The following is a 25,236-nucleotide window of genomic DNA, read 5'->3' as shown; positions in this document are numbered from 1 at the left end:
TCAAGGGTCACCATCTCTAATTCATATTGTTGTGGACTAGGCTCTCGAAGCATGATGATAAACTTGGTTATTATCTGTACTTCTATTAGATCAAAGCCCTAGACGAATGTCGAGGGCTTTGTCAGCAGTCTGAGGCCGCTAAGCGGCCTTTTATTTTTCACATGACTAATGTTGTATCTTAAATTGTTTAAATCGCTATTTACGCTTTTTGTCTTTAAACAATTCAATAAAGCTCATCAAACACAAAGCCCCCACAATGATATTGAGGGCGATTAGTACCGCTACCGTCATTACTTCAACTCATTTTCCAAGAAAGCAGCCAATGACTTATATAGGTGATTTCTAACTTTTTCACCGCGCATTGAATGTTTCGAACCTGGATAATCCATCATCTGAAATAATTTACCTTCGTCCTGCAAAGCTTTATAAACTCTTGTACTGTTCTCAAACAACACATTGTCATCAGCCATACCGTGATACATCATCAATCCAGATTGATAATTTTTCACGTAAGGTAAAACACTACCTGCATCATACCCTTTTTTATTATTCTCAGGGTGACCCATATAACGTTCTGTGTAATGCGTATCATATAAACGCCAGTCAGTAACTGGTGCGCCAGATATCGCCGCTTTAAAATAATCAGGGGCTTTAAATTGCGCCATTAACGCCATATAACCGCCGTAACTGTGACCATAAATGGCAATATTTTCACCATCGATATACGGCAAACTACGCAAATGATCGACGCCCACTTTTTGATCGTCGACTTCTGCATCGCCCATATTCTGGTAAATTACATATTCGAATTCAGTGCCTCGATGAGCCGAACCACGATTGTCTAACTGAAACACGGCAAAACCTTGTTGCAATAAGTACTGAGTAAAGTAATCCGCTTCACTCCAGCTATTCACGACTAACTGAGCGTGCGGGCCACCATAGACTCTGACGACGACTGGATACTGTTTAGTTTCATCAAACGGTACAGGCTTAAATAAACGGTATTGCAGCGCTTGACCATCTTCGGCTTTTAGCTCACCAAACTCAGGCATTTGCCAAAGGCCGGCAAAATCATACAAAGGATGCGACGAATTCACTTCGTTTTGTTCAACCCAAGCTAAACGCTGACCGTTTTCATCATGTAGGCTCACTTGAGGAGGCTGACTAAGACTATTGAAGTAATCGATATACACAGGCTTATTATTAGCAAAAACCGCTGAATGCATACCACTGCGAGATGAAAGCTTCTCTATTTCCCCGCCTGCTAAAGGCACACGATATAAGTGACGCTCAACAACAGTATCTTTACGGCCAGAGAAATACACCCAACCGCCTTTTTCATCGACTAACTCCAGCGCATCAACCGCCCAATCTCCTTGGGTTAATTGTTGCTGCACTTTGCCGTTTAAATCGAATAAGTAAAGGTGGTTAAAGCCATCACGTTCTGATGCCCAAATGAAAGACTTTTGTTGTTTTAAAAACTGTAAATCGTCATTAAGGTTAACCCAAGCTTCACTTCTTTCAGCAACAATGGTTTTAGTCTTGTTGTTACTGGTTAAATCTGCAATACGTAAATCTAGTGATTGTTGGTCGCGACTCTGCCATTGGAATGACAAATGCTCGCTATCAGGTAACCATTTCACTCTCGGCAGGTAAATGTCTTTTTCTTTGCCTAAGTCAATCCATGAAACTTGTTGCTCTTTTCCTTCTTTGGCAAGCGTAATAACGCCTAAATCTATCTCAACATTCGTTTTGCCCGCATATGGATAACGCTGCTCGGTGAGTTTAATTCCATCAGCATAAATCTCATTACGAGTAACCAGCTCAACGCCAGACTCATCAATGCGGGTAAAGGCAATGGAAGTTTCATCTGGTGACCACCAGTAACCTGTCATGCGCCCCATTTCTTCTTGGGCGACAAATTCAGCCATACCATTTTTTATCGGCCCTTTGCCATCAAAAGTCAGTTGGGTGAGTTTTGACGTTTCTAGGGCTAGGACAAAAATATTCTGCTCACGTACAAACGAAACAAAGTTTCCTTTTGGCGATAATCTTGCGTCAGTAGCAAAGCCTTTACCCGTATCCAGTTCTACCGTTTTATTGTCAGCTAAGGTGAAATAATAAAGCTTACCCGCAGCAGGAATAAGCAAAGCTTCACTGTTTTCAGCCCAAAAGTACTCCATGATCCCTTGACCATAAATACGTTGGCGTTCGCGGCGAGCCTTTTCTTCATTCGATAATTCACCTGACGCTAAATCATCAGCATTGAGTAATATGCTGCGTTTTGACGTCTTAATATCCATTTGCCACAAATCATAGAAATGTTGATTATCTGCACGGCTAGAAAGATAAGTGACGCGACTGCCATCAGGTGAAAGTTTAAGTCCACGAGGGCTTGTCCCAGCTAAAGCAGGAGATGCATGAATTCGCTCGATGGTTAGCGGTGTTGAATTACCAGTTATTTTCATTGTTGAGGCCATAACGTTTGGTGAAACGAGTGAACTTGCAAATACTAGCGGGATAGCAGAAGCAAAAGAAAGCGCCGCTATCTTCCAGGTATTAATCATTGTTATTCCTTGTAGTAAGCCGAGGCAACCTTTGTTGTTTTAGTTATTTAATTAACCTGATGCCTACGAGAAAGCTAAATTTCGCCTGAGTTTATAACAAATCGGCTCCAAGTCATATATTGCTCAGCTTTTTCACGCTGTAATGAAAGCTGATCTAAGGTATTATCTGTGGCAATAAATTAAAACATTAACCACTGGTTACCGACCTTAACCTCTACTGTCTTAGGAACAAGCATGCAAACTTTGACACAAACCCTTACAAAACAAGCTGTATCAGAATCTCTTAGCCAATTAATTTTAAGCTTAGCCGACTGCTCAAAAGAAATTAGCCAAGCCGTTCGTCATGGCGCCTTAGCAGGTGTTTTAGGCGCAACAGAACAAGAAAATGTTCAAGGCGAAACACAAAAGAAACTCGACGTTATCACTAACGACATGCTTAAAGATGCGCTAAAAGCAGAAGGCAATGCACGTGGTTTAGCATCGGAAGAAGAAGACTATGTGGTTGAAGTCAACAAGCAAGGTGAATACTTAGTTTGTTTTGATCCATTAGATGGCTCTTCAAACATTGATATCAACTCTTTAGTCGGCACGATTTTCTCTGTGCTTCCTGCGCAAGCTGGCGATTTAACTGAAGAAAGCTTTTTACAAAACGGTCGTCAACAAGTTGCAGCAGGATATGTCCTTTATGGTCCATCAACAATGATGGCCTTAACCACTGGACATGGCACTCAGTTATATACACTTGACCCTGACTCTAACGAATTTTTATTAACTGACGAAGCCGTGAGTATCAGCCAAGATACTGCCGAGTTTGCGATTAATATGTCAAACCAACGCTTCTGGGAAGCGCCGATGCAAACTTACATCAGTGATTTACTACTGGGTAAAATTGGCACCCGCGAGAAGTCTTTCAATATGCGCTGGATTGCGGCCATGGTGGGTGATGTACATCGCGTACTATGTCGTGGCGGTATTTTCATGTACCCAACCGATAATAAGAACCCTGAGAAGCCATACAAGCTACGTTTAATGTATGAAGCGAATCCTATGGCATTATTAGTTGAACAAGCCGGTGGTAAAGCCTCTACGGGTTATGGTGATATCTTAGATATTGAACCTGAAGCTATTCATCAACGTGTTGCGGTAATTTTAGGTAGCGCAAACGAAGTGGAAACTTGTTTAAGTTATCACGGCCTAGATTACAGCAGTGAGCCAGAGATAGCTTAAGCGCTAATTTAAGCTCTAGTTTAAGAAGTCGTACGACAATAAAAACCGCCAAATGGCGGTTTTTTTGTTTTGTACTGACGTTTAACCCCTTCAGAGCTACTCCCAACTGAACTGGCCATAATCGGGCAATGAAAGCTTGGTCTGCGGATCCGCCGCAAGCTCTAGCTTCATCGCTAAAATATCTTTCTGTAATTGAGTGCGATATTGCCAAATTTCGGTAGCGACACTTTGCAGCTCTTTAGCATCTCCTGCCATGTCATTTCGCACCGCCGCCCATATCGGCCGTAAATGATTAAAACCTTGCTTTAAATGCGTCACATTATTTTTTATAAATTGATCTAGCTGAGGTGATGAAGGCAACGTCTTAACAGAGTCAGTACCTATGGTTGAGAAAAATTCGATATATTCATCTAACGGAACGCTGTCTGCACTTTGCCATTTAGATAAATTTACCTCATTCAATAATTGACCTGTTTTCGGCTGGATGACCATTACAGTGGGTGTGCCAAAGTAAGCGGGATAACCATACTTTTGCGCAAGGCTATGCTTATCATCAAAATAGCCAACGTCAACAAATACCGTTTCAAAACGAGAAGTTAAAATAGGCTGCATGGTTTGGTTTGAAAAATTAGCAGCAAGCCCCCGACTGTCATGACACCACTGCGCCCCCATCACCACCAGTAGCAATTTACCTTGCGCTTGAGCAGTAGACTGCACCGATGCAACTCGCTCCATATCATTATCGTGAGCAATAAACGTATATTGTGGCAATGCTTCACCATGATGCGCCGTTGACTGACATCCCATCAATAACATTAGCGCTATTAAAATAAATCCAATCCCTAATTTCACTTAACTTTCCCTTTTAATTTTTATGCTAACTAAGCATTTACAAAAAAGGTCTGCAAATGCAGACCCTTTTGTTAACCTTATACTTCAACGTTTATTGAGCACTAAAAGACTCAATCAAACTTAAGCTTTTTCAGCTTCTATTTGGTGTGGCTTTTCAGTTTGGTCAACGATAGTAAGTACCGCAGTATCACCCACTACGTTACATGACGTTAGTACCATATCGATAATACGATCTAATGCAGCAACAATAGCAAACGCTTCAACGGGTAATCCCATTTGGTGAATAAGTACACCAATCATAACCATACCGCCGCCAGGAACGCCACCAGCACCCACTGACAATAAGAAAACACTGAACAATAAGGCTGGAATTTGATCGCCGCTAATTGGCATACCAAACGCATTGGCAACAAAGAAAATAGCAATAGTAATGTAAATTGATACCCCGCCCATGTTCATCGTCGCGCCCAGTGGCACACCAAAACCAGCAACTGCGCGGTTAACACCTAACTTATCAGTTAAGGTACGCATGGTGACTGGAATTGTTGCATTTGAACTCGCAGTTGATAGCGAGAACAAAATTTGCTCACGGGTTTTTTCACGGAACTGCTTGGCGCTAACTTGAGTAAAGAAACTCACTGCGTAAGGATATACGACAAAAATCCACAGTAATAACAACCCAAGAATTAGCAGTAAATATTGCACCACGCTGAAGAAGATTTCAGGCTCTAACGTCGCACCAAGTTTAAACATCAATGCAAACACACCGATAGGGGCAAGGTTCATCACCACTGAAATCAAACGCATCATAATAACGTTAGCGGTTTGGAAGCCCTTCACTGCGCCTTTGGCAACATCACCCAATGACTTAATCACGCCACCAAGTAACAGAGCCATAAAAATCACTTGCAGCATATTGCCCGAAGTAAATGCAGAGAACGGATTATTAGGCACGATATTGACAATCAAGGTCATCAAATTAGGCAGTTCAGTGGCGGTAATATCCACACCACCCGCACTAGACATATCAACGCCTTTACCTGGCTCGATTAACATCGCTACCGCAAAAGCTGCCGCAATTGCCACTAGCGTATTAATGATATAAAAGCTAAATGTTTTACCGCCTAAACGACCAAAGCTTTTTAAGTCTTGAAGTTCACACACGCCACAAACGATGCTGACAAACACTAATGGCACCACTAGCATCATGATCATATTGACGAACATTTTACCTATGCCAGAAGCAACTTCTACCAAGGTACCTGAAAAGAACGCCACATCATTAAGCGCGAATTGAACGATACTACCTAGTAGTAACCCTAAGAATAACCCGATAAAAATTCGAGTCGATAATGATTTGGTCATATTTTTCTGTATTCCTAGTTCAAGCCGACTTCAGAAAGAAAACACCTAAAAACGACAATAAAATTTGTTTTAATTATTTTTAACGACAAAGATACTGAAACAAGATGCAACATATTTCAATGCTAGAGATCAATAAGTTGTGAGAGGGATTGAAAGAAGATATTTACAACTAACCCCAAGGTTATGATTTAAAAGAATTTAAACACTATATTTAATTTAGAACCTCCAAACCTAGTGTTGGAAGCTAAAACACATCCTCATAACAGATAAATAGTCCGATCAGACAGCTTTGAATAGTTAATTACTCTAACTCATTGAGCAACATTTCAGCTTGATACCAGTGACGACTATTCAAGTAACATATATAGCTAAATCAATTTAATCCCGCTGTCACAAGCTCGCTATATATGCGCGCCTAAATTACAACAATGTCGAGCATTAACGTTACATACCATTACGCCTGTCGCATACTACGTCAGCTAAATAGTAATTTTATGTCGCTTTTAAAAACTAAGATAAAAGCTGAATCCAACAAAAAAGCAGCTAAGTTGCCTTAACTGCTTTCCTCGCATAAATGGTTACCCATAAAAATGATCAGCTAGATTTACGCCAGCCATAGCTCCACATCATGGATCATGAAGTTACCGCTATAAATTGGGTCAGGCTCACCTATCGGTTCAAGCTCAAAATAGGCTTTATGTTCATCTGGCAGACCTTCATAGCCACCAATAACTTGATACAACCAATTTTCAGCTTCCCACTCTAATTTATTCGCTTTGAGGTATTCCAGTGCCGACTGTCTTAACCCTGAATCGATCACTTCGCAGAAATACTCATCAACAGCTAATTTCAGCGGATTATCAGGAATATCAAAATCCTCAACTTCAGTCATTGTGGTTTCGACATTATGTTCACGAACTTTGCTTGGAAGCAGATCACGGCTAATCGCTTTTATTTTAGAGACCGCTTCAAGCAAGACGATTTCATGGCTAGCGTTATTAACATCGACACTAGCAGGTTTAATAATCGCTTCAGCACAATTAAACAACCTCGGCACATGCTTATGAGCGACATGATTTTCAGGTTGATAATCAGGGTGTAACTCAGTGTGCAGTAAAAAGCCTTTTAATAATCGAGTTCGCCCTTGAATTTGCCTGAAGCGACCAATGAGTTCTAATAACCGACCTTGCACCGCGCTAAGCTCTAACGTGCATTGGCTTAAGGTTTCTTGCAAATTGGTAACTAATAATCGTCTTAGTTCACGAATATCACCGGCTATTTCGCTCAGTTCGCTGAACTGAAACATCTCCAAACCATTGAGTAATTCGCTGACCTGACTTTGAGCTAGTTCGTTTTCACGAATTTTTGCGTTAATGCTGCCAACATAACCAAACTCATTATTTATTCGGCTCCATAACACTCTAATGGAATAGCGAAGACTATCAGTAAAGCTATAAACATGTTCACTCAAGTCAGCCAAATAAGCCTCAGCGGCACCGTAATCAATATTATGACGAGCTTCTTTGTAATGATCTGCTAAGGTTTTAATCGTACTGAATGCTGAGCCCACATTGGCATCAATTTGCCGGTTACGCTCATCACTTAATGCTTCTTCAAGCAATGCCCGCACTGAACGCTTAAGTCGTAACGCTTCGTCCGGCTCTGGTCGCCATAAAATGCCACTCTTTTTCAGCTTCTCAATCACTGCTACATCGTGGGTAGATTCACTGACAGAGCCTGCTAAATAGGCATCCATAACCACATCAGCATGACGACTGAGCTGTTTAAGCAGCTTAACCCCGGCTTGATGTAAATTATTACTCATACTAAATCCCGTTGAGTTGCGGTTTCAGCTTGTGCCTCAAGGCTTAGACCTTCAGTTTCATCAATGAAACGAATCACTTCATACAAGTAATCTAGCTTGCCTGTGGCAATATAAATCTGTTTTTCGCTGTTAGGCTTAACCAAGTAACCTAGCTCTACTAAACGTTTAAAAACCAGCTTTATTTGGTTATCCACGTTGCTACTGGTTGAGCCGAATAGTCGATATTGGCTTAACTTAGCTAATTGCTCCATAAAAGCTGGCGTATCTTCAATACGTGCCTGTAACTCAGTCAATCGGATTGGGGCACCTTCGCTTAACGGAGCGTCTTGGCCGCTACTTTCTTGCACTAACACCAACCATTCCACTAGAGGAATAAGCGCTGAGCAGATATCTTTAAACTGACTCGAAATAACCTTTTTCTCTTGCTCGCCTAATTGCTGGTAACCACAAAAGAATACATCCCCTTCGGCAGCAGAAGAAATCGTACGATTGATCTGATTAAGGTATTGCTCAACCTTGTCAAAAGTAGTGCTATTTTTAAGGGCACGCCAACCATCTTCATTGGTCGTGCGGCAAATAAACTCGCCGCGAAGTAACTGCTCTATCAGCATGCCAGTTCCGACTAATGTCGTTTCAGAAGAAGCGGTGGTTTGAGAAGGCGTTCGACTTTGTTCAGACATTAGATTGCCTCCTTGTTAGCGCGTTGGCTCAAGCGTTCAGCCAGCGGGTTACTTTTAGGTTTTACCACTTGCAGCTTACGGGTTTGTTTATTAATGATGTAGCGGTTAGCAAACAAGTTAAGCACTTCTGATTCAGGGTTCGGGAAGGCACCTAAAACGCTGATGTTGTTGTTCACACAGGCATCAAAGATCTTTTTCACGTTGGTATGGTGCAAGGTGCCTAATTCATCAATCGGCCAATGAATGGTGACATCTGCTTTACCACGTAATAAGCGAGTAAAGGCCAATAAGAATTTACACAAAATTAAGTAAGCCATGCCATGACTTGAGGATTCATTTAGCTGTCTGTCGGTACGAATTATTAAGTCGCTGTTACCTTCTTTTAAGCGCAGCTCAATTTCAAGTAACTTAGCAATTCCACCTGATAATGCCGAGCGCCCAATAATATCTAGGGCGCGGCGCATACTGGATGTGTAATGCTCATCAGGCAGTTGACTAAAGCCATCCGCTTTCCATTGCTTGAACGCTTTTACAAATACTTCTAGCTCAGGCCAGAACTCTAACTCGCTAATGCGCGAACGGATCTTAACCGCAGACTCAGATACACCATCAAGGAATAGCTCTTCGCCCACTTCACGAGTAATGCGCGCACTTTGAGATGCAATACGGCGATCAATATCGGCAAGAACATCATAATAAGCGGTTAAGTCGATACCAAAGATACGTCCTTGCTCGCGGATCGCCATTAAGGATTGCGGTACCATCACATTCAATAGTTGCTCTAATTGCGGCACCAGTTTGCGGTAGTCGAGTAAGCGAATGCCTTTGTCATTTGTAAAGCTTGACTCATCGCGAGCACGCTCCCAAAACTCAGCTAAACTCGAACCAGATTTACTAGCAATAACCGAATCAAAATGTTCTACATATTGTTTGACTGAACCCAGTAAATAATCACGCTGGAGCAGTAATTCTTCACCTTGTCTTAAACGCTCGCCAATACTGCCATCAGCTTCGTCTTTATTAGGAGCTAACTTTAATTCGGCAAGTTTGCGCATTACAGCGCGCAGTTTAGTGAGGTTTTCTGATGCGTCGACTTGTGCGGCATCAGATGCCTTTTTAAGGGTTTCAAGTTGCTGTTTACGCTGCTTAACATCGGCTGTTTTATTGGCAAGTTGTTGCTCAAGCTCTAGTGCGGCTTGCTTCACTTTCGATAAATCAGTTTGCAGCTTAGGCTTAGCTATTAGCCATGCGTTTTGATACCAATGATCGTAACGCAATACATCGCTACGACGTTTTTCAGCATTACTGATTTGACTTTCTAATTCACGAATTTTACCTTTAAGCGCAACGATTGCAGCTTCATCAACACCGCGAGATTTAAGCTCATTTTTATACCAAGTATCACAGGCTTTTTGCTCTTGCTTGGCATTACTACGACGAGTGTCAATGTTGGCTTTTATTTGCCCTAATTGGTTATCTAACGCGCCTACCACATCTTGCCAGTAGGCATTTTTTTCCATTCGCGCTTCAAGCGCTTGCTCTTTTTGCTCCGATAACCACTCTAGATGATGATTATGTTGCTGCTTAAGCTCGTTATCTAATTGAATTAGACGCTTGCTTGCATGGGCTTTTCTATCAGCTAGTGCTTGGTTGATTTGAGCTTGAGTACTGCGTTTTTCATCGAATAAGCGTCTAACATCTTCGCGGCTATTTTTATAAGCGGTGCGGGCAAATGTGAGCTCTTTGTTGAGGTTATCAAGCTCATCATTAATCGCGACGAGTTGATCTTCATTTTCGCCTTTTAGCTCTTCTGCTTGCGCTAAGGCTTCTTCCGCTTTATTTAGTCTTAAGCGTAAATCCTGCTCGGATGCAGCGTAATCAGGCACTTCGATAGCTTTAAGATCTAAACCGATCCCAAACAGTGCATCATCACTTTTACCTGTCACACTTGGATGTAAATCTGTGCGGTGCAGTAACTCTGGCGCGATGACTTTACCAAAGCTTTGCTCCCAACCTGGAGATTCTTTACGTAAAAACTCAAGCAATGTGTGTGATTGAGGAAACAAAACTCCTTTAACATCATCGACATCAGTAAGACGTTCATTCACTCGTACACTGGCAATACGTAATGCTTCACTGACTTGATCGCGTTTTGCACGGAGTTTGCGTTCATCAGCCGACAATCGATCGACTTTTTGATTACAGATTTCTTGTTCTTCGTCGGCGCGGCTAATGCGCTCATCAAACACCGCAAGGGTCATCTTCTCTTCTTCGGTGTATGTCACTCCATCGATTTGATGACTCAGCTCACCGCGGGTCAACTTAAGTTGATATTCTTGCTCCGCAAATGCCGCTTTTCCTGCGTCAGTTTTCTCTCGCCATAGGTTTTCTAATTGGGCTAAATCATCTGAAGAGGCTTCACGCTGACTATCACGGTTTTCTCGAACTTCATCTTGTTCTTCATGTAAAGACTCAAGCTCGCGATGCAATTGCTCTGCAATCTTACTACGACGAGTACTATAGGCCGCTTCAATATCTTGATGCTTTTCGGTTTGCAGCTTATGACGTTCGGTTAAGTTTTCTAAATCACTGCGCCAATTATCTAAGCTATCTAAGTCGGCTTTAGCTTGCTCAATATTCGAATTTAAAAAGCCTTCATATTGATCTTCAATTGAGTCAAGTTCAGCTTCATATTTACGAGTATCACCTTGAGCAAACGATAACTCTTGGCTAATTTCATCGCGCGCTTCTTTCCATTCTTCATCTAATAACCTGAGCTGTAAGCTGGCATCTTTTGATTCATTTTGACTAAGCTCTTGCCTTTCGGCCTCAAAGGTTTCGTCTGCGCGGTAGCCTTTAGCCAAACTGCCTAGTCTCAATTCTGCGCTGAGCAGTTGATTAAACTCTTGCTCTAGCTTTTCAAATTCTGGACGTATTTGCTCAAAACCTTGGACTAGTTGGCTTTCGCGGATCCAGCTTTCCACACGTTGCGGGTTTAGGCGTGAAGTGGGCGGATTAACACCGTCCTCTTCTAAAATTGCGGCAACCATCGACTTAACGGTTTCCATTTTGCCTTCTTTTGAATGCACCGCTTTGGCGAGCTTTTCAATGTGACGCAAAGAATATTCGCTGTCACAAAGCGAGAAGTGATGAGCATAGGTGCGCAACTCGCCTTTGTTACCACCAGTGGTTAATAGACTGCGGTCATGCTGAATAATCGCACGGTATTCACGGGTATTGAGTAAGTTGGTATGAGTAACTTGCGCCCGTTTCATCTCACGGCCAAGCTCTGCCATGGTATGACAGATAATCGTATCGCCATTGCGCGTTTTTACGTAGTCATCAAGCTCAAAACCTTTGGCAATAAAGCGATAGTTCACGCCTTTACCATCACCGGCTGATGCCATTACTGCTTGATATAAATTGCCGTCGCTCTTTTGATACTCATAAATGATATAGCTTGAGTCATGGGGTAAATACCAACGCTCAAAACTATCACGAGTTGAGGGGACAACTCTGCTTGGATATTCGCCATAAAACACAGGAACCAGACGTTGCAAAGTCGTCTTGCCCGATGCATTGGTACCACAAATATTAGTGTGTCCATCTAATTGAAGTTCTACTACACCAGGAAGGTGAGTATTAATTAACACTATTCTTATCAAGCTTGGCATTGGAGTCCTTTTACGCGCAGTCAGCTAAAGTCATAAGCAAGATTTGATGACTCTTTTTAGTGAGTATTTCTTAGCCGCTTTGCTGATGATTTTTTACCTATGGGTAGTAAGTTAAATCAAAGCGATGAATGAAGCAATTTCGTCGATTATATTGTTTGAGATAATACGCTAACACAGTGAAAATCAGCGCTTAACAAAGCAGCAGTCAGTAAAGTTTTAGTCTAATTTTGAATCTAGTTGAACTCTTCATCTAGCAAGTTATACCAACCGGGATAAATAAGTGAGCAGATATTGCGTAGGGAAAATCGCTTAGAACAAGGCAGGAATTGCAGCTAGCTAGTTGCTCTACCTACAAAATTTCTAACGAAGTTATAAGCGATTTTAACCAGTAAGAATGATCACATTCTTATGCTGATTGGTATTAACTCCCATAATTTATCAATCAAGTCAGTTGTGCGCTTTTACGCCAGTAAACGTAGCTGAATATTGGTACAAATTGAGTCGTTGTTCGAAGGTTTACCCACAAAAAAACCACCCTAAAGGTGGTTTCAAAAGCTAAGTGTTTATATCAGATTAGCAAGAGTCTTGAACTAGCAAAGCTTAATCTCTTCAATACTCAATAGTTATAATTTAAATTGAGATGTGGCACTTTGCAGCTCATCTGAGAAGCCTAATAAGCCTTCTGACACATCTTGAACCTCAGCCAAAATATCTAAGGTTTGAACAAACGACTCGTTCATTTCAACCACGTTATGACTTACCTGAGCGGCAACAGCAGATTGCTGTTCTGTAGCTGCGGCGATATGGGTGTTCATGGTGTTAATACTCACAATTTGTTCTTGAATCGATTTAAGTACATCACCAGTTTCACGGGCATGTTTCTCGTTATCTGATGCTTTGCCGATAGCCACATCCATAGTGCTAACCGATGACTCTGCTGCCACTTTTAAACGGGATAATACTTCACGAATTTCTTTAGTCGCATCGGCCGTTTTAGAAGCAAGTGCGCGCACTTCATCTGCAACAACAGCAAAACCACGTCCTTGCTCACCTGCGCGAGCAGCTTCAATTGCGGCATTTAATGCCAGTAAATTTGTTTGCTCAGCAATCGATGTAATCACATTCAAAATAGAATTAACGCTTTCCGTATCTTTAGCTAATTCATTAATAGAATCTGATGCAACTTCTATTTCAGCATTCAATTCTTGCGAAATATTTATGGTACTTGCCACAACGGCTAAGCCGTTCGTAGCTTCTTGCTCAGCGCTATCTGCAGCCTCTGCAGCTTGCTGCGCACTTTGCGAAATCTCATTAACAGATAAACCCATTTCTTCCATTGAATGCTGTACAGCTTTGGCATCTAAGCTTTGTTTTTCAGTTGCTTGTGTGGCTGTGCCCATGCGCTCTTTTAAAGATTCAGCACTTTGCAATAACGGCGCTGTCACGCTCACCACTTGCTGAATGGAATCCGCTAGTAAGCGTAAAAAACGATTGAAGTTAGTTGATACCTGACCCAACTCATCACGCCCTGTGACATCGAGTTGATGACGTAAATCACCTTTACCATCAGCCAGCTCACCCAAGGAGTTAGCAAGATGACCGGCAGAGCCACTTAATGATTTAGCAATAGAAATGGTCGCAATTGCCATGAGTAATAACAGCACTAATCCAATCGATAATGTCAGTACTAAACTGCTTTCTGAGCGACTTACGGACTCTTGAATCGTATTATTAAATTCGGCGACTTTATCGGTTTGGTAGCGCTGAACGCCGATCATTAACTTGTCGTAAACTTGGGTTTTACTCGCGATAATCTCGCCAATCTTGCTCATATCAAGACTGTTATCAATCATGCCCTTGGCAAGATCGTAAGTAATATCGTTGTATTGGGTAAGCGCACTATTAAGCGTTGATAGATTGGCTGATTGCTCACTATCAAGGCTAGATAAACTATTGATATTTTTCTTTAATGAATCGAAAGTTTTAACGGCATTATCAATTAAGTCTTCATCAGCAAATGACACAGCTTGAGTATAAAGTTCATCAAGGCGCTGTACATAAATTACATTCTGATTCGCAAGTTCAACTCGCTGTGCAACCTTATCTTGCATGAAGGTCATGGTGTCGTTATTTTTATTAATGGACACAATACTAATAGTCAGGTTGACGGCAAAAATAATCACAGATAAGACGAAAATCAAGCCGATTTTCTTGAATATAGACATGTTGTTAAACCAATTCATTGATTGCCCCCAAAGCACTTGAAAAAGAAAAACCAAACGTTAAAACACGTAAATTTACAAACCGCAGGCACTTATTATGTATTTTATATAATGTTGTCAGCGCTGTTTTCTCGATGAAACGCGTAAATCCTTTTATGCGGGCATGAACCTAAATACGTTACAATTTGTATATCGGCTAAAAATGGAATAACTAAAGTGCATAAGCAATATTATTTCGGCTATTAGTTTTAACTTCATACAACTTATCATCAGCTTGCTTCACCAATTGCTCGACGGTCATCCCTGAATGCCACTGCGCCACACCCTGAGATACCGTGATAAACTCACTCACTAATGAATCTGGGTGCTTTAAGGCTAATTGGTTTAATTGTATTTTGATATTATTTGCCACATCCACCGCACCTGAAAGATCAGTTTCAGGTAATAACACAATAAATTCCTCACCACCGTAGCGAGCACACACATCCCGTGGTCTTTTAATTTGTTGCTTCAGCAACCGAGCTAACTTAATTAAACACTCATCGCCCTTCTGATGGCCCAAATGGTCATTAAGCTTTTTGAAATAATCAATATCCATTAAAATTATCGACATTGGCGCTGCAGTTCTTTCACTATGCTGGATTTCTTGCTTTAGCATTAAGTCAAAATGGCGGCGATTACTTAGCTTGGTTAAGCCATCCGTTAACGCAAGTTGATTAAGTTCTTCTAGTAGTCGCTGATTTTCTACATCTTTAAATACTGCTCTGCGAAACCACTTTTCCATCACCCGTTGGCCTGAAATTACCACGCCAACAAAGCACATCATTTTGACTATAGGAAAAAACAATTCTTCGGAATTAAAGGCTCTTGATATCGTCATATAGCCTGCTAATAAAGCCACTGAGAATAAGAAAATATTTCGTTTAGGAAACAAAGCCACAGATAAAGAAAAGATTAATAAATGTAATATGGCTTCAATTCGACTCTGAGCTGATATTGCCTCCAACAGCAGCATATTACATACCGTAAACCAGCATAATATTAATGCAAAGATGAACCTGTAATAACGATTGAAGTTGTCTATTTTGTAATTTCGAGCATGGAGAAAATTATTCAAAGCCCCATAAAAAGAGACACAGGCTAATGGCAATATACTGAAAGTGGTAAATACCCAATTGGATTCAGGGTTGTTGTAAAGCTTGCTAAAAAAAATGACTAAGGCCAATACAAAACTCAATACACTAAACCAGCGACAGCCTTTGGCTAAATATTGTTGGGTTTCAAAGTTTAATTGATGTTCAAATGTTGGCGTCGGCTTTAGCATTTAGCGCTTTAATTATTGAATTATTAACTGATTATAACGTTATTTTAACGAATTATTATATGAGAAGTGATTTTAATTCAAGCAGATTAGACTCGGACTCCGTTCTGATGGCTCGAATTCAATTCACTCCAATCAGCAAACTCGAAATAAAAGTAGAAGTAGAAGTAGAAGTAGAAGTAGAAGTAGAAGTAGAAAAGATTACTGAATGATAAAAAAGCAGTTAACCCAAGTTAACTGCTTTTTTATATATAAGCGCCTTACACTGTTTGTGCGCAGATATTATCTGAATTCTGGTTTATGCTGCAGCGGTAGAGTCCTCAGAAGTATTTTCAGCGACTTGCTCAGACTCACTATGACGAATTAAGTAATCAAATGCGCCTAATGAAGCCGTTGCACCGCTACCCATAGCAATAATGATTTGCTTATAAGCTGAATTCGTCACATCGCCTGCAGCAAATACACCAGGGATAGACGTTTGGCCTTTTCCATCGACAATAATTTCGCCGCGATTAGTTAGCTCAACAGTATCAGTTAACCATTCAGTGTTAGGCACTAATCCAATTTGTACAAAAATACCTGCTAACTCAATGTCATGTGACTCGTTAGTGCTACGGTCAGTATACTTAAGACCCGTTACACGTTTGCCATCACCGACAACTTCAGTCGTCATAGCTTGAGTAATAATGTCGATATTACCCATTGATTGCGCTTTACGCTGTAATACTTCATCAGCTCGCAATGTGGTATCAAACTCAAGTACAGTGACATGCTCAACAATATTGGCTAAATCAATGGCAGCTTCAATACCTGAATTACCGCCACCAATAACGGCAACGCGTTTACCTTTAAATAATGGGCCATCGCAATGAGGACAATATGCTACACCACTACCACGATATTCTTGCTCACCAGGGACATTCATTTCACGCCAGCGCGCACCAGTAGCCAACAATACTGTTTTACTTGATAACTTAGCGCCACTTACTAGCTCTAGTTCAAATAAACCACCGTCTTTTAATGACAAGGCTCGTTGGTTATCCATGATATCGACGTCGTAATCTTTAACGTGTGCTTCTAAATTGGCAACCAACTTAGGGCCTTCGGTTTTAGATACCGAAATAAAGTTTTCTATGCCAACAGTTTCTGCAACTTGGCCACCAAATTTATCAGCGACAATCCCCGTACGAAGACCTTTACGTGCTGCGTAAATGGCAGCAGAAGCGCCAGCTGGACCACCGCCAACCACTAAAACATCAAACGCTTCTTTATTGTTAATCTGCTCTGCTTTTCTTGCTACAGCATTAACATCAAGCTTATTTAAGATTTCTACTACGCTAATAGCGCCTACCGAGAATGGCTCGCCATTCATATATACAGAAGGTACAGACATGATGTTGCGATCGTTTACCTCATCTTGAAATAAAGCACCATCAATCATCACATTAGTAATATTAGGGTTAATTGCTGCCATCATATTGAGTGCCTGAACCACTTCAGGACACGTTTGGCAACTCAGTGAAACATAGGTTTCGAAATGAAATTCACCTGGTAATGATTTGATTTGTTCAATAACTTCATCAGCCAACTTAATTGGGTGACCACCAGAGTGAAGTAATGCAAGCACTAATGAAGTAAATTCGTGCCCCATTGGTAAACCTGCAAACGTAATGTTTGAGCCATTTTGCGGATTTAGAATACTCATCGTCGGCGTTCTGGCCGACGTTTGCTGCTTAAGACTAACTAGCGTTGATAACCCTTCAACATCTTTTGCAAGCGATAATAACTCTTGAGATTTGGCACTTTCATCTGCTGACACGACAAGTTCAACTGGGCGCTTGAGGTTTTGCAGATAGGTGTTCAGTTGATTTTTAATATTCGTATCTAACATAGGTGTGCTCCTAGAAAATAAATGATTGAGCAAAAAAATATCAACCTTAGAGAGTTAAACTCGGTGATGAATCGAGTAAAACCAGAGGGAGATCTAAGGTTGATTGGAGATGATTTGGAACAGTATTGGTAAATCTATTGAATATGGCTCACTCACGATGATGAGATGAATGAGCCATTAATCTTATTGTTAGATTTTACCAACTAAGTCAATTGATGGAGCAAGCGTTTCTTCACCTGGCTGCCATGCTGCTGGACATACTTCGCCGTCATGAGATGCAACGTACTGAGCAGCTTGAATTTTACGAACTAGCTCTGATGCGCTACGACCAATACCTAGGTCATGAATTTCAGCAACTTTAACTTCACCTTCAGGGTTCATTACGAAAGTACCGCGAAGTGCTAGACCGTCTTCCTCAATCATCACACCGAAGTTACGAGTGATTGCGCCAGTTGGGTCACCAATCATTGGGTAAGTAATTTTACCGATAGTGTCTGAACTTGCATGCCATGCTTTGTGAGTGAAGTGAGTGTCAGTTGATACTGAGTAAACTTCAACGCCCATTTCTTGAAGCTTAGCGTAATGGTCTGCCATGTCGCCTAATTCAGTTGGACAAACAAAAGTGAAATCAGCTGGGTAAAAGAATACCACTGACCATTTACCTAAAAGGTCTTGCTCAGTCACAGGTACAAATTCGCCATTGTGAAATGCAGTTGCTGAGAATGGCTTGATTGTAGAATTGATTATTGATTGAGTCATTGTGTTACTCCGATTTATTTAATTAAGTGTTTAGCTGTATCCGTTTGATGGAATAGATAATAGCGACAACTTAGAATTAAATATAACGGGTAAAAACTATCACCCTAATCGGTTTTTTCGAAAGTTAACTTTAAAAGGTGAATAGCGAATATTGAAATGCTATTTAATTTTCCCATATCACATAGTCTGTTTTAGGCATTGGCAATAGATAACAAAAGAGGAACCGCTCAACCGTAACAGCTTAAAACTGACAGAGAGCCAGTCTTATACCCAAACAACCTGAAGATGCTCGATTTCAGCAAGAATTTACACGCGTTTAGGTAAGGCATTGATTGAGGGTAATGGTTATTCCCTTTTCAAAATCAATAACGCAGCATAAACGCGTGTAAAACTTGCCCTCAGGGAGTTTCACCGTGTTCCCACTACGTTGTTGCGCTAATTTATAAGGTACCTACATTACCGCATTAACGCGCCTAGTATTGAAAACACGGTGAAGCTCTGAAACACGGATTTTCAAGTTGTTTGGGTATAAAGCCTTTTCTCGCAATAAAGTCGTTCTCGTTATTCCCATTGAGTAAATCGGGTTAATGAACGAGCTACAGGGTAATCTAACTGCTGGGATAGCTGCAGTAACTGTTGTTTATTCGTTGCGGCGCTAAATGACTGTGGCTGCTTACTAGCATAAATCACCCAATTGCCGCCTCCAGTTAGTGTTGCGTATACATTAGCAAAGTGCTGAGATAGCGTTTGCTTTAATAGCTCGCTTTTACTGTGCTCTTTCCAGCAATTAAGCACTAAGAAGCCATCAGCTTTTAATCCTTTATGGCAGTTTTCAATAAACTCAGTAGTCAGTTGTTTTTCGTCAACGCCTTGCTCTATGTACATGTCTGCAAAAATAACATCCACTCTTTTGTGATCAGCTTTGGCAAGAAATTCACCACCATCTTGATGCACTATATTGAGTTTTTTCCCTATCGGCAGCTGAAAGTAACGCTTGGATATTTCAATGACATCTTTTCGAAGTTCAACAGCAGTCAACTTAATACCAGCATCATAGCGTCGTAATGCATGCACTAAGCCCCCACCACCTAAACCTAATATAATCGCACTTTTGGGTTTAGAAAATAACAACACCGCCAGCATGGCTTGAATATACGTATGTTGAGGAACATGAGGCTGAGCTTTGAGGATTTTACTTTGTTCGTCATTATCACCAAAGGATAGGATCCGAAACTCGTTATCTTCTAATACGAAAATAGGGCCAATATCATCACTGATATGGTGTAACTGCTGATAATCTGACATTAAACGGACTCGGTTTGATTCGCTTTCCCCTTATCGCTTCGATGACTCACACTTAGATTGCCACTTCAAATAAACAAGTTTGTAACGAATTAGATTGCAAGCACGACAGTTTACAGGATAAATTCAAACTCACATCATCTTGAGTTCAAAGTTAGCCTAAATAAGCTAAACAAGACCGAACAAGCGAGCCACCATGACCACTCAAATTTTTATTTGTGCTATTTGTTTAGCTGTATTTATATTTATACAGCGTCAGCTAAAGCACTTCATCAGTCAACAAGCCAAGAAAAAACAAGTTAACGAAGTGCGTAGTCGCTTAGTGACTCGGTTATTAACTTATTTGCTGTTTTTTATCACCGCCTCGATTATGGCGGTATCTTTAGGTTTGGGGTATCAAGAAGTATCGTTATTTGTATCTTCGGCGTTCGCAGTCTTAGGTGTGGCGTTATTTGCTCAATGGTCGATTTTAAGCAACATTACCGCTGGAGTACTTATCTTTTTCGCTTGCCCATATCGGATTGGCGATAAAATTAAAATTGTCGATAAAGATGAAGATATGACCGGCGTGATCGTAGAAATCAGTTTGTTCCATGTGATTATCAAGCGCGATCAGGGAGATATCATGACATACCCTAACAATCTGATGTTACAAAAAGCAGTGATAAAAATGCCTCCTGCAGCCACATCGACTAACCCAAAGCACGGCAAACCTATATCAACATCCACTCAAGCATCTGTAGCTGATGTGATTAAAGCAGAGGCTCCTGAAGTAACTGACACCAACTCCCCTTCGAGTTGATTTACTTTTTGAGTTTATAGCTGAAGCAAATGACTGAAAAGATAACTAGGCTAATGACTAAAGGAAATCATTAGCTCTGTTATGTAGGGATGTAACTTAGACATCTAGCTCAATATACGTTGAAAAAATGCCACCGCCTGCAAATACATTTGCAGTGCCAGAGCTGCATCATATCGCTCGCCTTCATCACGCATAAAAGCGTGTTGAGCATTAACTTCTTGCCAACTAAAATTAGCTTGTACTGACTCAAGTTTTTGGTAAATCAATTTACGCCCTTCACTTGAAACATGTGGGTCTTGTTTACCAAAAATCATCACTAATTCCCCCGCAATATCCCCTGTGCGGGTCAATGAGTCATTGCCTTTTTCGCAAGGTAAAGTATTGGAATGAATATCCGTTGGGTATAAACAAAATGCACCACTGATATCTGGATTCAGTGCCGCACGATACGCTAAATGGCCACCTATACATACACCCATTACGCCAATCTGACTGGTGCAATACTCTTGGCTGCGAGCAAACTCAACCATAGCTTCAGTATCACTGTCATGATGCTCTAGCGGCTTGGCAAACTTATCTGCATTACCTTTATCTTTGCCTACATCGTCATACTCAAACACTGTCCCAATTGGGTTTAATTCATGAAACACTTCTGGCACTAACACGACAAATCCATGACCAGCTAAAATGGCAGCACTTCTTGCAATGGGCGCAGTTTGTTGAAAAATTTCTGAGTAAAAAATAATACTCGCAAACTGACCAGGTACATCAGGGCGATATACGTACGTGCGCATCACGCCAGTCGCTGTGGTGATATCGTGCACTTCCTTGGTAATGATCATAATCCCTCTTTATTGTTAGTAGGCAAAGCTTAAACCAAAACGACTGCTGATAAGTAAACTGCCTATGAGGTGTCCTCAAGCGGCAGTTTTGGTCATTAATTTAATTCATTATCAGAATGATGGCTGGTAATTAAGTCGGTAATATTTTTAAGAGTGGTGTGAGCGATAGCATTTAATGCTTCATCGGTTAAGAAAGCTTGGTGACCGGTAAAAATAACATTATGACTCGCCGACAAAATTCTGAACACATCATCCCTGATAATCTCATTGGATTTATCTTGGAAAAACAGCTCTTTTTCATTCTCATACACATCTAAACCTAATGAACCCAATTGACCAACCTTTAATGCTTCCATCGCATCAATGGCATTGAGCAACCCACCGCGACTAGTATTAATCACCATGACTCCAGGTTTCATTTTGGCAAAACTTTGTGAGCAAAGAAGATGATGATTATCTGACGTTAATGGACAGTGCAAGCTGATAATATCGCATTGTGGATAAAGCGTATCTAAGTCGACATATTCAACCCCTAGCGCTTTTACAACTGGGCTTGGATACGGGTCGTATGCAACTACTTTACAACCAAAACCAAGTAAGATTTTGATGGTGGCGATACCAATTTTACCCGTACCAATGACGCCAACAGTTTTACCATGCATGTTAAAGCCCACTAAACCAGATAATGCGAAATTTGCATCACGAGTGCGTTGGTAGGCTTTATGAATTTTTCGATTCAAGGTCAGCATTATCGCAATGGTATGTTCTGCGACAGATTCTGGAGAATAAGCGGGAACGTTTACCACTGTAATACCTAAACGTTTAGCAGCGTCTAAATCAACATTATTAAAACCCGCACAGCGCATTGCGATAATTTTAGTACCGCCTTTTGCGAGCTCGACTAACACTTCTTCACAGAGGGAGTCATTGACAAAAGCGCACACAACTTCAAAACCATCAGCCAACTTGGCATTTTGCATGCAAAGTCGATAGTCAAAATATTCAATTGTGGCGCCAAAGTCTTTATTCATCGCATCAAAATGTTGAATGTCATAATTTTTTGCGCTGAAGAATCCGATTTTCATTTTACTGTCCTTAATCAACAAAGCATATTGCTTGCCTTGATACTGCCAACAACAAATCGCCATGGTCACGTTTTGAAATACGTTAATCTCTGGGCCTGTTGATCTTTCAAGGTTGTTTTTGCAGCGAATTGTTGGCAATTTATACAAGGCAGAGACTTTGTGGTGTAGTTATTCTACATAAAAAGTCGATAACGCAGTAAAAATCGCCAACAAAGGCTGCCCAAAGGGTTCGACTAAAAGCATTTTACTCTTTGTTGGATGAATCTTGCTTAGATGACTAGGCATCAATCCATCCGCCTCAATTAAAATGCTTTTATTTCGAACAAAACTTAACTAGAAAAGATCAACAGGCCCTAGCCAAGTTGCGATTTCTAATGCCACTAGCATATCAATAATTTATATTTTGCTATAGATCGCTATTCATTCAAGATGAATTTGCTAAGCTGACACATTATTAACATTTCAATTATGTGTAATTCATGTCTAAAAAGCAGCATCAAGAAGTATCTGAATTTCAATTCTGGTTACAAAGGTTAGGTAAAACTAGCCTGCGCGCATTGCATATTGTCGGCATTGTAGGTGCTGGCGGTGGCTTATTACTGGGAATAGAGCAAAGTCTGTGGATTAATTATTGGATTCTAGCGATGACCAGCGGCGTAGCTTTATTTGCATGGGAAGTGATAAGAGACTGGCGTTGGCTAATTCAACTTAAAGGTGTATTAACCATACTCAAGGTGCTATTGCTGGGTTTATTTATCCCTATGGCCGATTGGAAACCGGAAATTACAATTTTTATCGTGTTGTTATCGGTAGTCGTGTCGCATGGTCCAGCCGGATTACGCCATTATTCTGTAGTTCATAGAAAAGTAATACATGGCAAAAAGGAAATTAAAGGTTAATCTAGTATTATCTTTTGTTATTTTTAAGGTAATAGGATGTTTCCTTATCCAGAGCAATACCGATTAGCCGCTCCACCATTAACCACCAGTTTTATGGTGTTTTGGGCACTGTTTAGCCATAGTATTTTTGCTGATGCCAGTCCGTTTGCGCTATATCCTTTATTGTCATTATTTCCATTAGTGCTTATTGGTCATGTATATCTGATTTGGAGTGCACAAGGTATGTCACGCCTTGATCAAAGCTTTTATGCATTAGTACATGTGCCACTCGCCTTTGTTGTTTGGACCTTTACCATTATGCACGTAAATGGCACTGCATTTTCTTAAACTTAAGAGAATGCATTTCAGTCCTAGTGACTTAATGTCTAAGTTATTTTAAACCTAAGTATCTTTAAACCTGAGTATCTTTAAATTTTTGATACTTTAAATCTCAGTGATTTAAAGTATCTAATTTTAATAGCTCAGTGTAAGCACTACAGGAGATAGTTTGCTTGCACTTAAGTAGCCTGAAAGGTATCTTTGCCGCGCATTCTAGTAAGAGGCTTTCCATGGCAGACTTTATCTACACCCCACCTACTGATCCTTGGCTTGATATCATTCATGAAGATAAAGATATTATTGTTCTAAATAAACCATCTGGCTTATTGTCGATCCCTGGTCGTGAAGCCCAATACCATGACAGCATATATAGCCGTGTACTAGAGAAACACCCTAATGCCCAAATCGTACATAGGTTGGATATGGCTACGTCTGGCGTAATTGTGGTCGCTTTACGTCGTAATGCAGAGCGAGAATTAAAGCGACAATTTAGAGATCGTGAAACAGCTAAGACTTACTACGCAAGAGTGGCAGGCCACGTCAGCCCGTCAATTAAACAAGTTAATTACCCACTGATTTGCGATTGGCCGAATCGCCCAAAACAAAAAGTGGATCATAAGCTTGGTAAGCCTTCTTTAACTCATGTTGAAGTGGTCAGTTACGCCAAGCAATCGACGCTGGTAAAGCTAACCCCTATTACAGGACGTTCACATCAACTGCGGATCCATATGATGGCCATAGGCCATGTCATTTTAGGTGATGGCTTCTATGCCGATCCGTTAGCTAAACGTTTATCAGAACGGTTATTACTTCACGCAGCCGAGCTCACAATACATCATCCCTATAGCCAGCAAAAATTGACTTTTAATGCTGAAGTGCCATTTATTGAGCCTATTGGTGCACAATAAAATAAATTTAAGCACTCAGTTAATCCCATTTCGATCTATTCAACCGAGAATTATTTAAGTTAGATAAAAATTGTTCATGAGAACTTTTTGATAGCCATTATTCATTATTCATCGTAAATTAATGCCTAATTATAATTTAATTAGGCATTTTACTATGGAAACTCCATTTCAAAGAGATCAGCTCGACAACCAAATTCTTGAAGCATTAATGGAAGAAGCAAGAACGCCCTTTGCTGAACTGGCAAAACGCTTTGCGGTAAGTGCCGGTACTATTCATGTTCGTGTCGAAAAAATGAAGCAAGCTGGCATCATCACAGGGGCACGCATTACAGTCGATCCTAAAGCTTTAGGCTATGACGTTTGCTGTTTCATTGGCATTAATTTAAAAAGTGCAGGTGATTATCCTGCTGCCATATCAAAGTTAAATGCCTTAGAGGAAGTCGTTGAGGCATATTATACAACAGGAAATTACAGCGTTTTTGTAAAGGTAATGTGCCAATCTATCGATGGATTACAGCATGTTCTGATAAATCGCATTCAATCAATTGATGAAATTCAATCGACAGAAACCTTAATAAGTCTACAAAACCCCATTGTTAGGGGAGTTAAGCCTTAGAGTAATTAGTTATTTATTATAGCAAGCACACAGAAGGAATACCTCAAAAGGAATAGTTAATTTTAACAACTATTTTATAAT

At 40.6% G+C, this 25,236-nt stretch carries 20 protein-coding genes; 7 read left to right on the top strand and 13 right to left on the bottom strand.

What is annotated here, in order from left to right; all coding sequences use genetic code 11:
- Nucleotides 1-290 precede the first annotated feature (290 nt).
- Complete coding sequence (locus L2735_RS11805; protein WP_248984899.1) at nucleotides 291-2,567, bottom strand: S9 family peptidase; 2,277 nt, start codon at nucleotides 2,565-2,567, stop codon at nucleotides 291-293.
- Between the two features lie 234 nt (nucleotides 2,568-2,801).
- Between L2735_RS11805 and L2735_RS11800 the strand changes: the two genes are divergently transcribed.
- Entirely contained in the window at nucleotides 2,802-3,794 is a 993-nt protein-coding gene (locus tag L2735_RS11800) for a class 1 fructose-bisphosphatase (protein WP_248984898.1), read from the top strand.
- 96 nt (nucleotides 3,795-3,890) lie between these two features.
- Here L2735_RS11800 and L2735_RS11795 read toward each other — a convergent pair whose 3' ends face one another.
- The 7 genes from L2735_RS11795 to L2735_RS11765 all read right to left on the bottom strand — a co-directional run bounded on the left by L2735_RS11795 (nucleotide 3,891) and on the right by L2735_RS11765 (nucleotide 15,736).
- Nucleotides 3,891-4,646: a thioredoxin family protein gene (locus tag L2735_RS11795; protein ID WP_248984897.1), complete on the bottom strand. Its 756-nt coding sequence runs from the start codon at nucleotides 4,644-4,646 to the stop codon at nucleotides 3,891-3,893.
- A 120-nt stretch (nucleotides 4,647-4,766) separates the two neighbouring features.
- Nucleotides 4,767-6,011 carry a dicarboxylate/amino acid:cation symporter gene (locus L2735_RS11790; protein ID WP_248984896.1) on the bottom strand — a complete coding sequence of 415 codons (1,245 nt, stop codon included), beginning with the start codon at nucleotides 6,009-6,011 and terminating at the stop codon, nucleotides 4,767-4,769.
- A 604-nt stretch (nucleotides 6,012-6,615) separates the two neighbouring features.
- A complete protein-coding gene (locus L2735_RS11785) occupies nucleotides 6,616-7,836 on the bottom strand; it encodes a phosphoenolpyruvate carboxylase (RefSeq protein WP_248984895.1) in 1,221 nt (406 codons plus the stop codon).
- Nucleotides 7,833-8,516: a condensin complex protein MksE gene (locus L2735_RS11780; protein WP_248984894.1), complete on the bottom strand. Its 684-nt coding sequence runs from the start codon at nucleotides 8,514-8,516 to the stop codon at nucleotides 7,833-7,835. The genes L2735_RS11785 and L2735_RS11780 overlap by 4 nt, the downstream gene beginning before the upstream one ends.
- A complete protein-coding gene (locus tag L2735_RS11775) occupies nucleotides 8,516-12,190 on the bottom strand; it encodes an ATP-binding protein (RefSeq protein WP_248984893.1) in 3,675 nt (1,224 codons plus the stop codon). The genes L2735_RS11780 and L2735_RS11775 overlap by 1 nt, the downstream gene beginning before the upstream one ends.
- 623 nt (nucleotides 12,191-12,813) lie before the next feature.
- Entirely contained in the window at nucleotides 12,814-14,433 is a 1,620-nt protein-coding gene (locus L2735_RS11770) for a methyl-accepting chemotaxis protein (protein ID WP_248984892.1), read from the bottom strand.
- A 190-nt stretch (nucleotides 14,434-14,623) separates the two neighbouring features.
- A complete protein-coding gene (locus tag L2735_RS11765) occupies nucleotides 14,624-15,736 on the bottom strand; it encodes a GGDEF domain-containing protein (RefSeq protein ID WP_248984891.1) in 1,113 nt (370 codons plus the stop codon).
- On the opposite strand from L2735_RS11765, the gene L2735_RS11760 reads away from it, so the two are divergent.
- The gene (locus L2735_RS11760; RefSeq protein ID WP_248984907.1) at nucleotides 15,715-15,945 is read left to right on the top strand and encodes a hypothetical protein; all 231 of its coding nucleotides are present in this window, start codon (nucleotides 15,715-15,717) and stop codon (nucleotides 15,943-15,945) included. The genes L2735_RS11765 and L2735_RS11760 overlap by 22 nt on opposite strands.
- Before the next feature lie 86 nt (nucleotides 15,946-16,031).
- Here the strand turns inward: L2735_RS11760 and ahpF are convergent, their stop codons facing one another.
- The 3 genes from ahpF to L2735_RS11745 form a co-directional block, all read right to left on the bottom strand.
- A complete protein-coding gene (ahpF, locus tag L2735_RS11755; RefSeq protein ID WP_248984890.1) occupies nucleotides 16,032-17,624 on the bottom strand; it encodes an alkyl hydroperoxide reductase subunit F in 1,593 nt (530 codons plus the stop codon).
- Nucleotides 17,625-17,813: 189 nt separating this feature from the next.
- Nucleotides 17,814-18,383, bottom strand: a complete 570-nt coding sequence (ahpC, locus tag L2735_RS11750) for an alkyl hydroperoxide reductase subunit C (RefSeq protein ID WP_248984889.1) — start codon at nucleotides 18,381-18,383, stop codon at nucleotides 17,814-17,816.
- 561 nt (nucleotides 18,384-18,944) lie between these two features.
- Nucleotides 18,945-19,688, bottom strand: a complete 744-nt coding sequence (locus L2735_RS11745) for a spermidine synthase (RefSeq protein WP_248984888.1) — start codon at nucleotides 19,686-19,688, stop codon at nucleotides 18,945-18,947.
- 193 nt (nucleotides 19,689-19,881) lie between these two features.
- On the opposite strand from L2735_RS11745, the gene L2735_RS11740 reads away from it, so the two are divergent.
- A complete protein-coding gene (locus tag L2735_RS11740; RefSeq protein WP_248984887.1) occupies nucleotides 19,882-20,487 on the top strand; it encodes a mechanosensitive ion channel family protein in 606 nt (201 codons plus the stop codon).
- A 104-nt stretch (nucleotides 20,488-20,591) separates the two neighbouring features.
- Here the strand turns inward: L2735_RS11740 and L2735_RS11735 are convergent, their stop codons facing one another.
- Together L2735_RS11735 and L2735_RS11730 are read right to left on the bottom strand one after the other, a co-directional pair.
- A complete protein-coding gene (locus L2735_RS11735; RefSeq protein ID WP_248984886.1) occupies nucleotides 20,592-21,329 on the bottom strand; it encodes a dienelactone hydrolase family protein in 738 nt (245 codons plus the stop codon).
- Between the two features lie 95 nt (nucleotides 21,330-21,424).
- On the bottom strand, nucleotides 21,425-22,414 hold the full coding sequence (locus L2735_RS11730) for a 2-hydroxyacid dehydrogenase (RefSeq protein WP_248984885.1): 990 nt from the start codon (nucleotides 22,412-22,414) through the stop codon (nucleotides 21,425-21,427).
- 479 nt (nucleotides 22,415-22,893) lie between these two features.
- On the opposite strand from L2735_RS11730, the gene L2735_RS11725 reads away from it, so the two are divergent.
- From L2735_RS11725 to asnC, 4 genes are all read left to right on the top strand, one after another.
- A complete protein-coding gene (locus L2735_RS11725; protein WP_248984884.1) occupies nucleotides 22,894-23,313 on the top strand; it encodes a hypothetical protein in 420 nt (139 codons plus the stop codon).
- Nucleotides 23,314-23,349: 36 nt separating this feature from the next.
- Entirely contained in the window at nucleotides 23,350-23,640 is a 291-nt protein-coding gene (locus L2735_RS11720) for a hypothetical protein (RefSeq protein ID WP_248984883.1), read from the top strand.
- 221 nt (nucleotides 23,641-23,861) lie between these two features.
- Nucleotides 23,862-24,539, top strand: a complete 678-nt coding sequence (rluA, locus tag L2735_RS11715; RefSeq protein ID WP_248984882.1) for a bifunctional tRNA pseudouridine(32) synthase/23S rRNA pseudouridine(746) synthase RluA — start codon at nucleotides 23,862-23,864, stop codon at nucleotides 24,537-24,539.
- Between the two features lie 154 nt (nucleotides 24,540-24,693).
- Nucleotides 24,694-25,155: a transcriptional regulator AsnC gene (gene asnC, locus L2735_RS11710; protein WP_055022683.1), complete on the top strand. Its 462-nt coding sequence runs from the start codon at nucleotides 24,694-24,696 to the stop codon at nucleotides 25,153-25,155.
- Nucleotides 25,156-25,236: the final 81 nt, after the last annotated feature.

Origin of the sequence: Shewanella olleyana, assembly GCF_023283825.1 — a bacterium.
Taxonomy (GTDB): Bacteria; Pseudomonadota; Gammaproteobacteria; order Enterobacterales; family Shewanellaceae; genus Shewanella; species Shewanella olleyana.
Note: the sequence above shows the minus strand (reverse complement) of the source record. Positions and strands in the feature narration are given on the sequence as shown.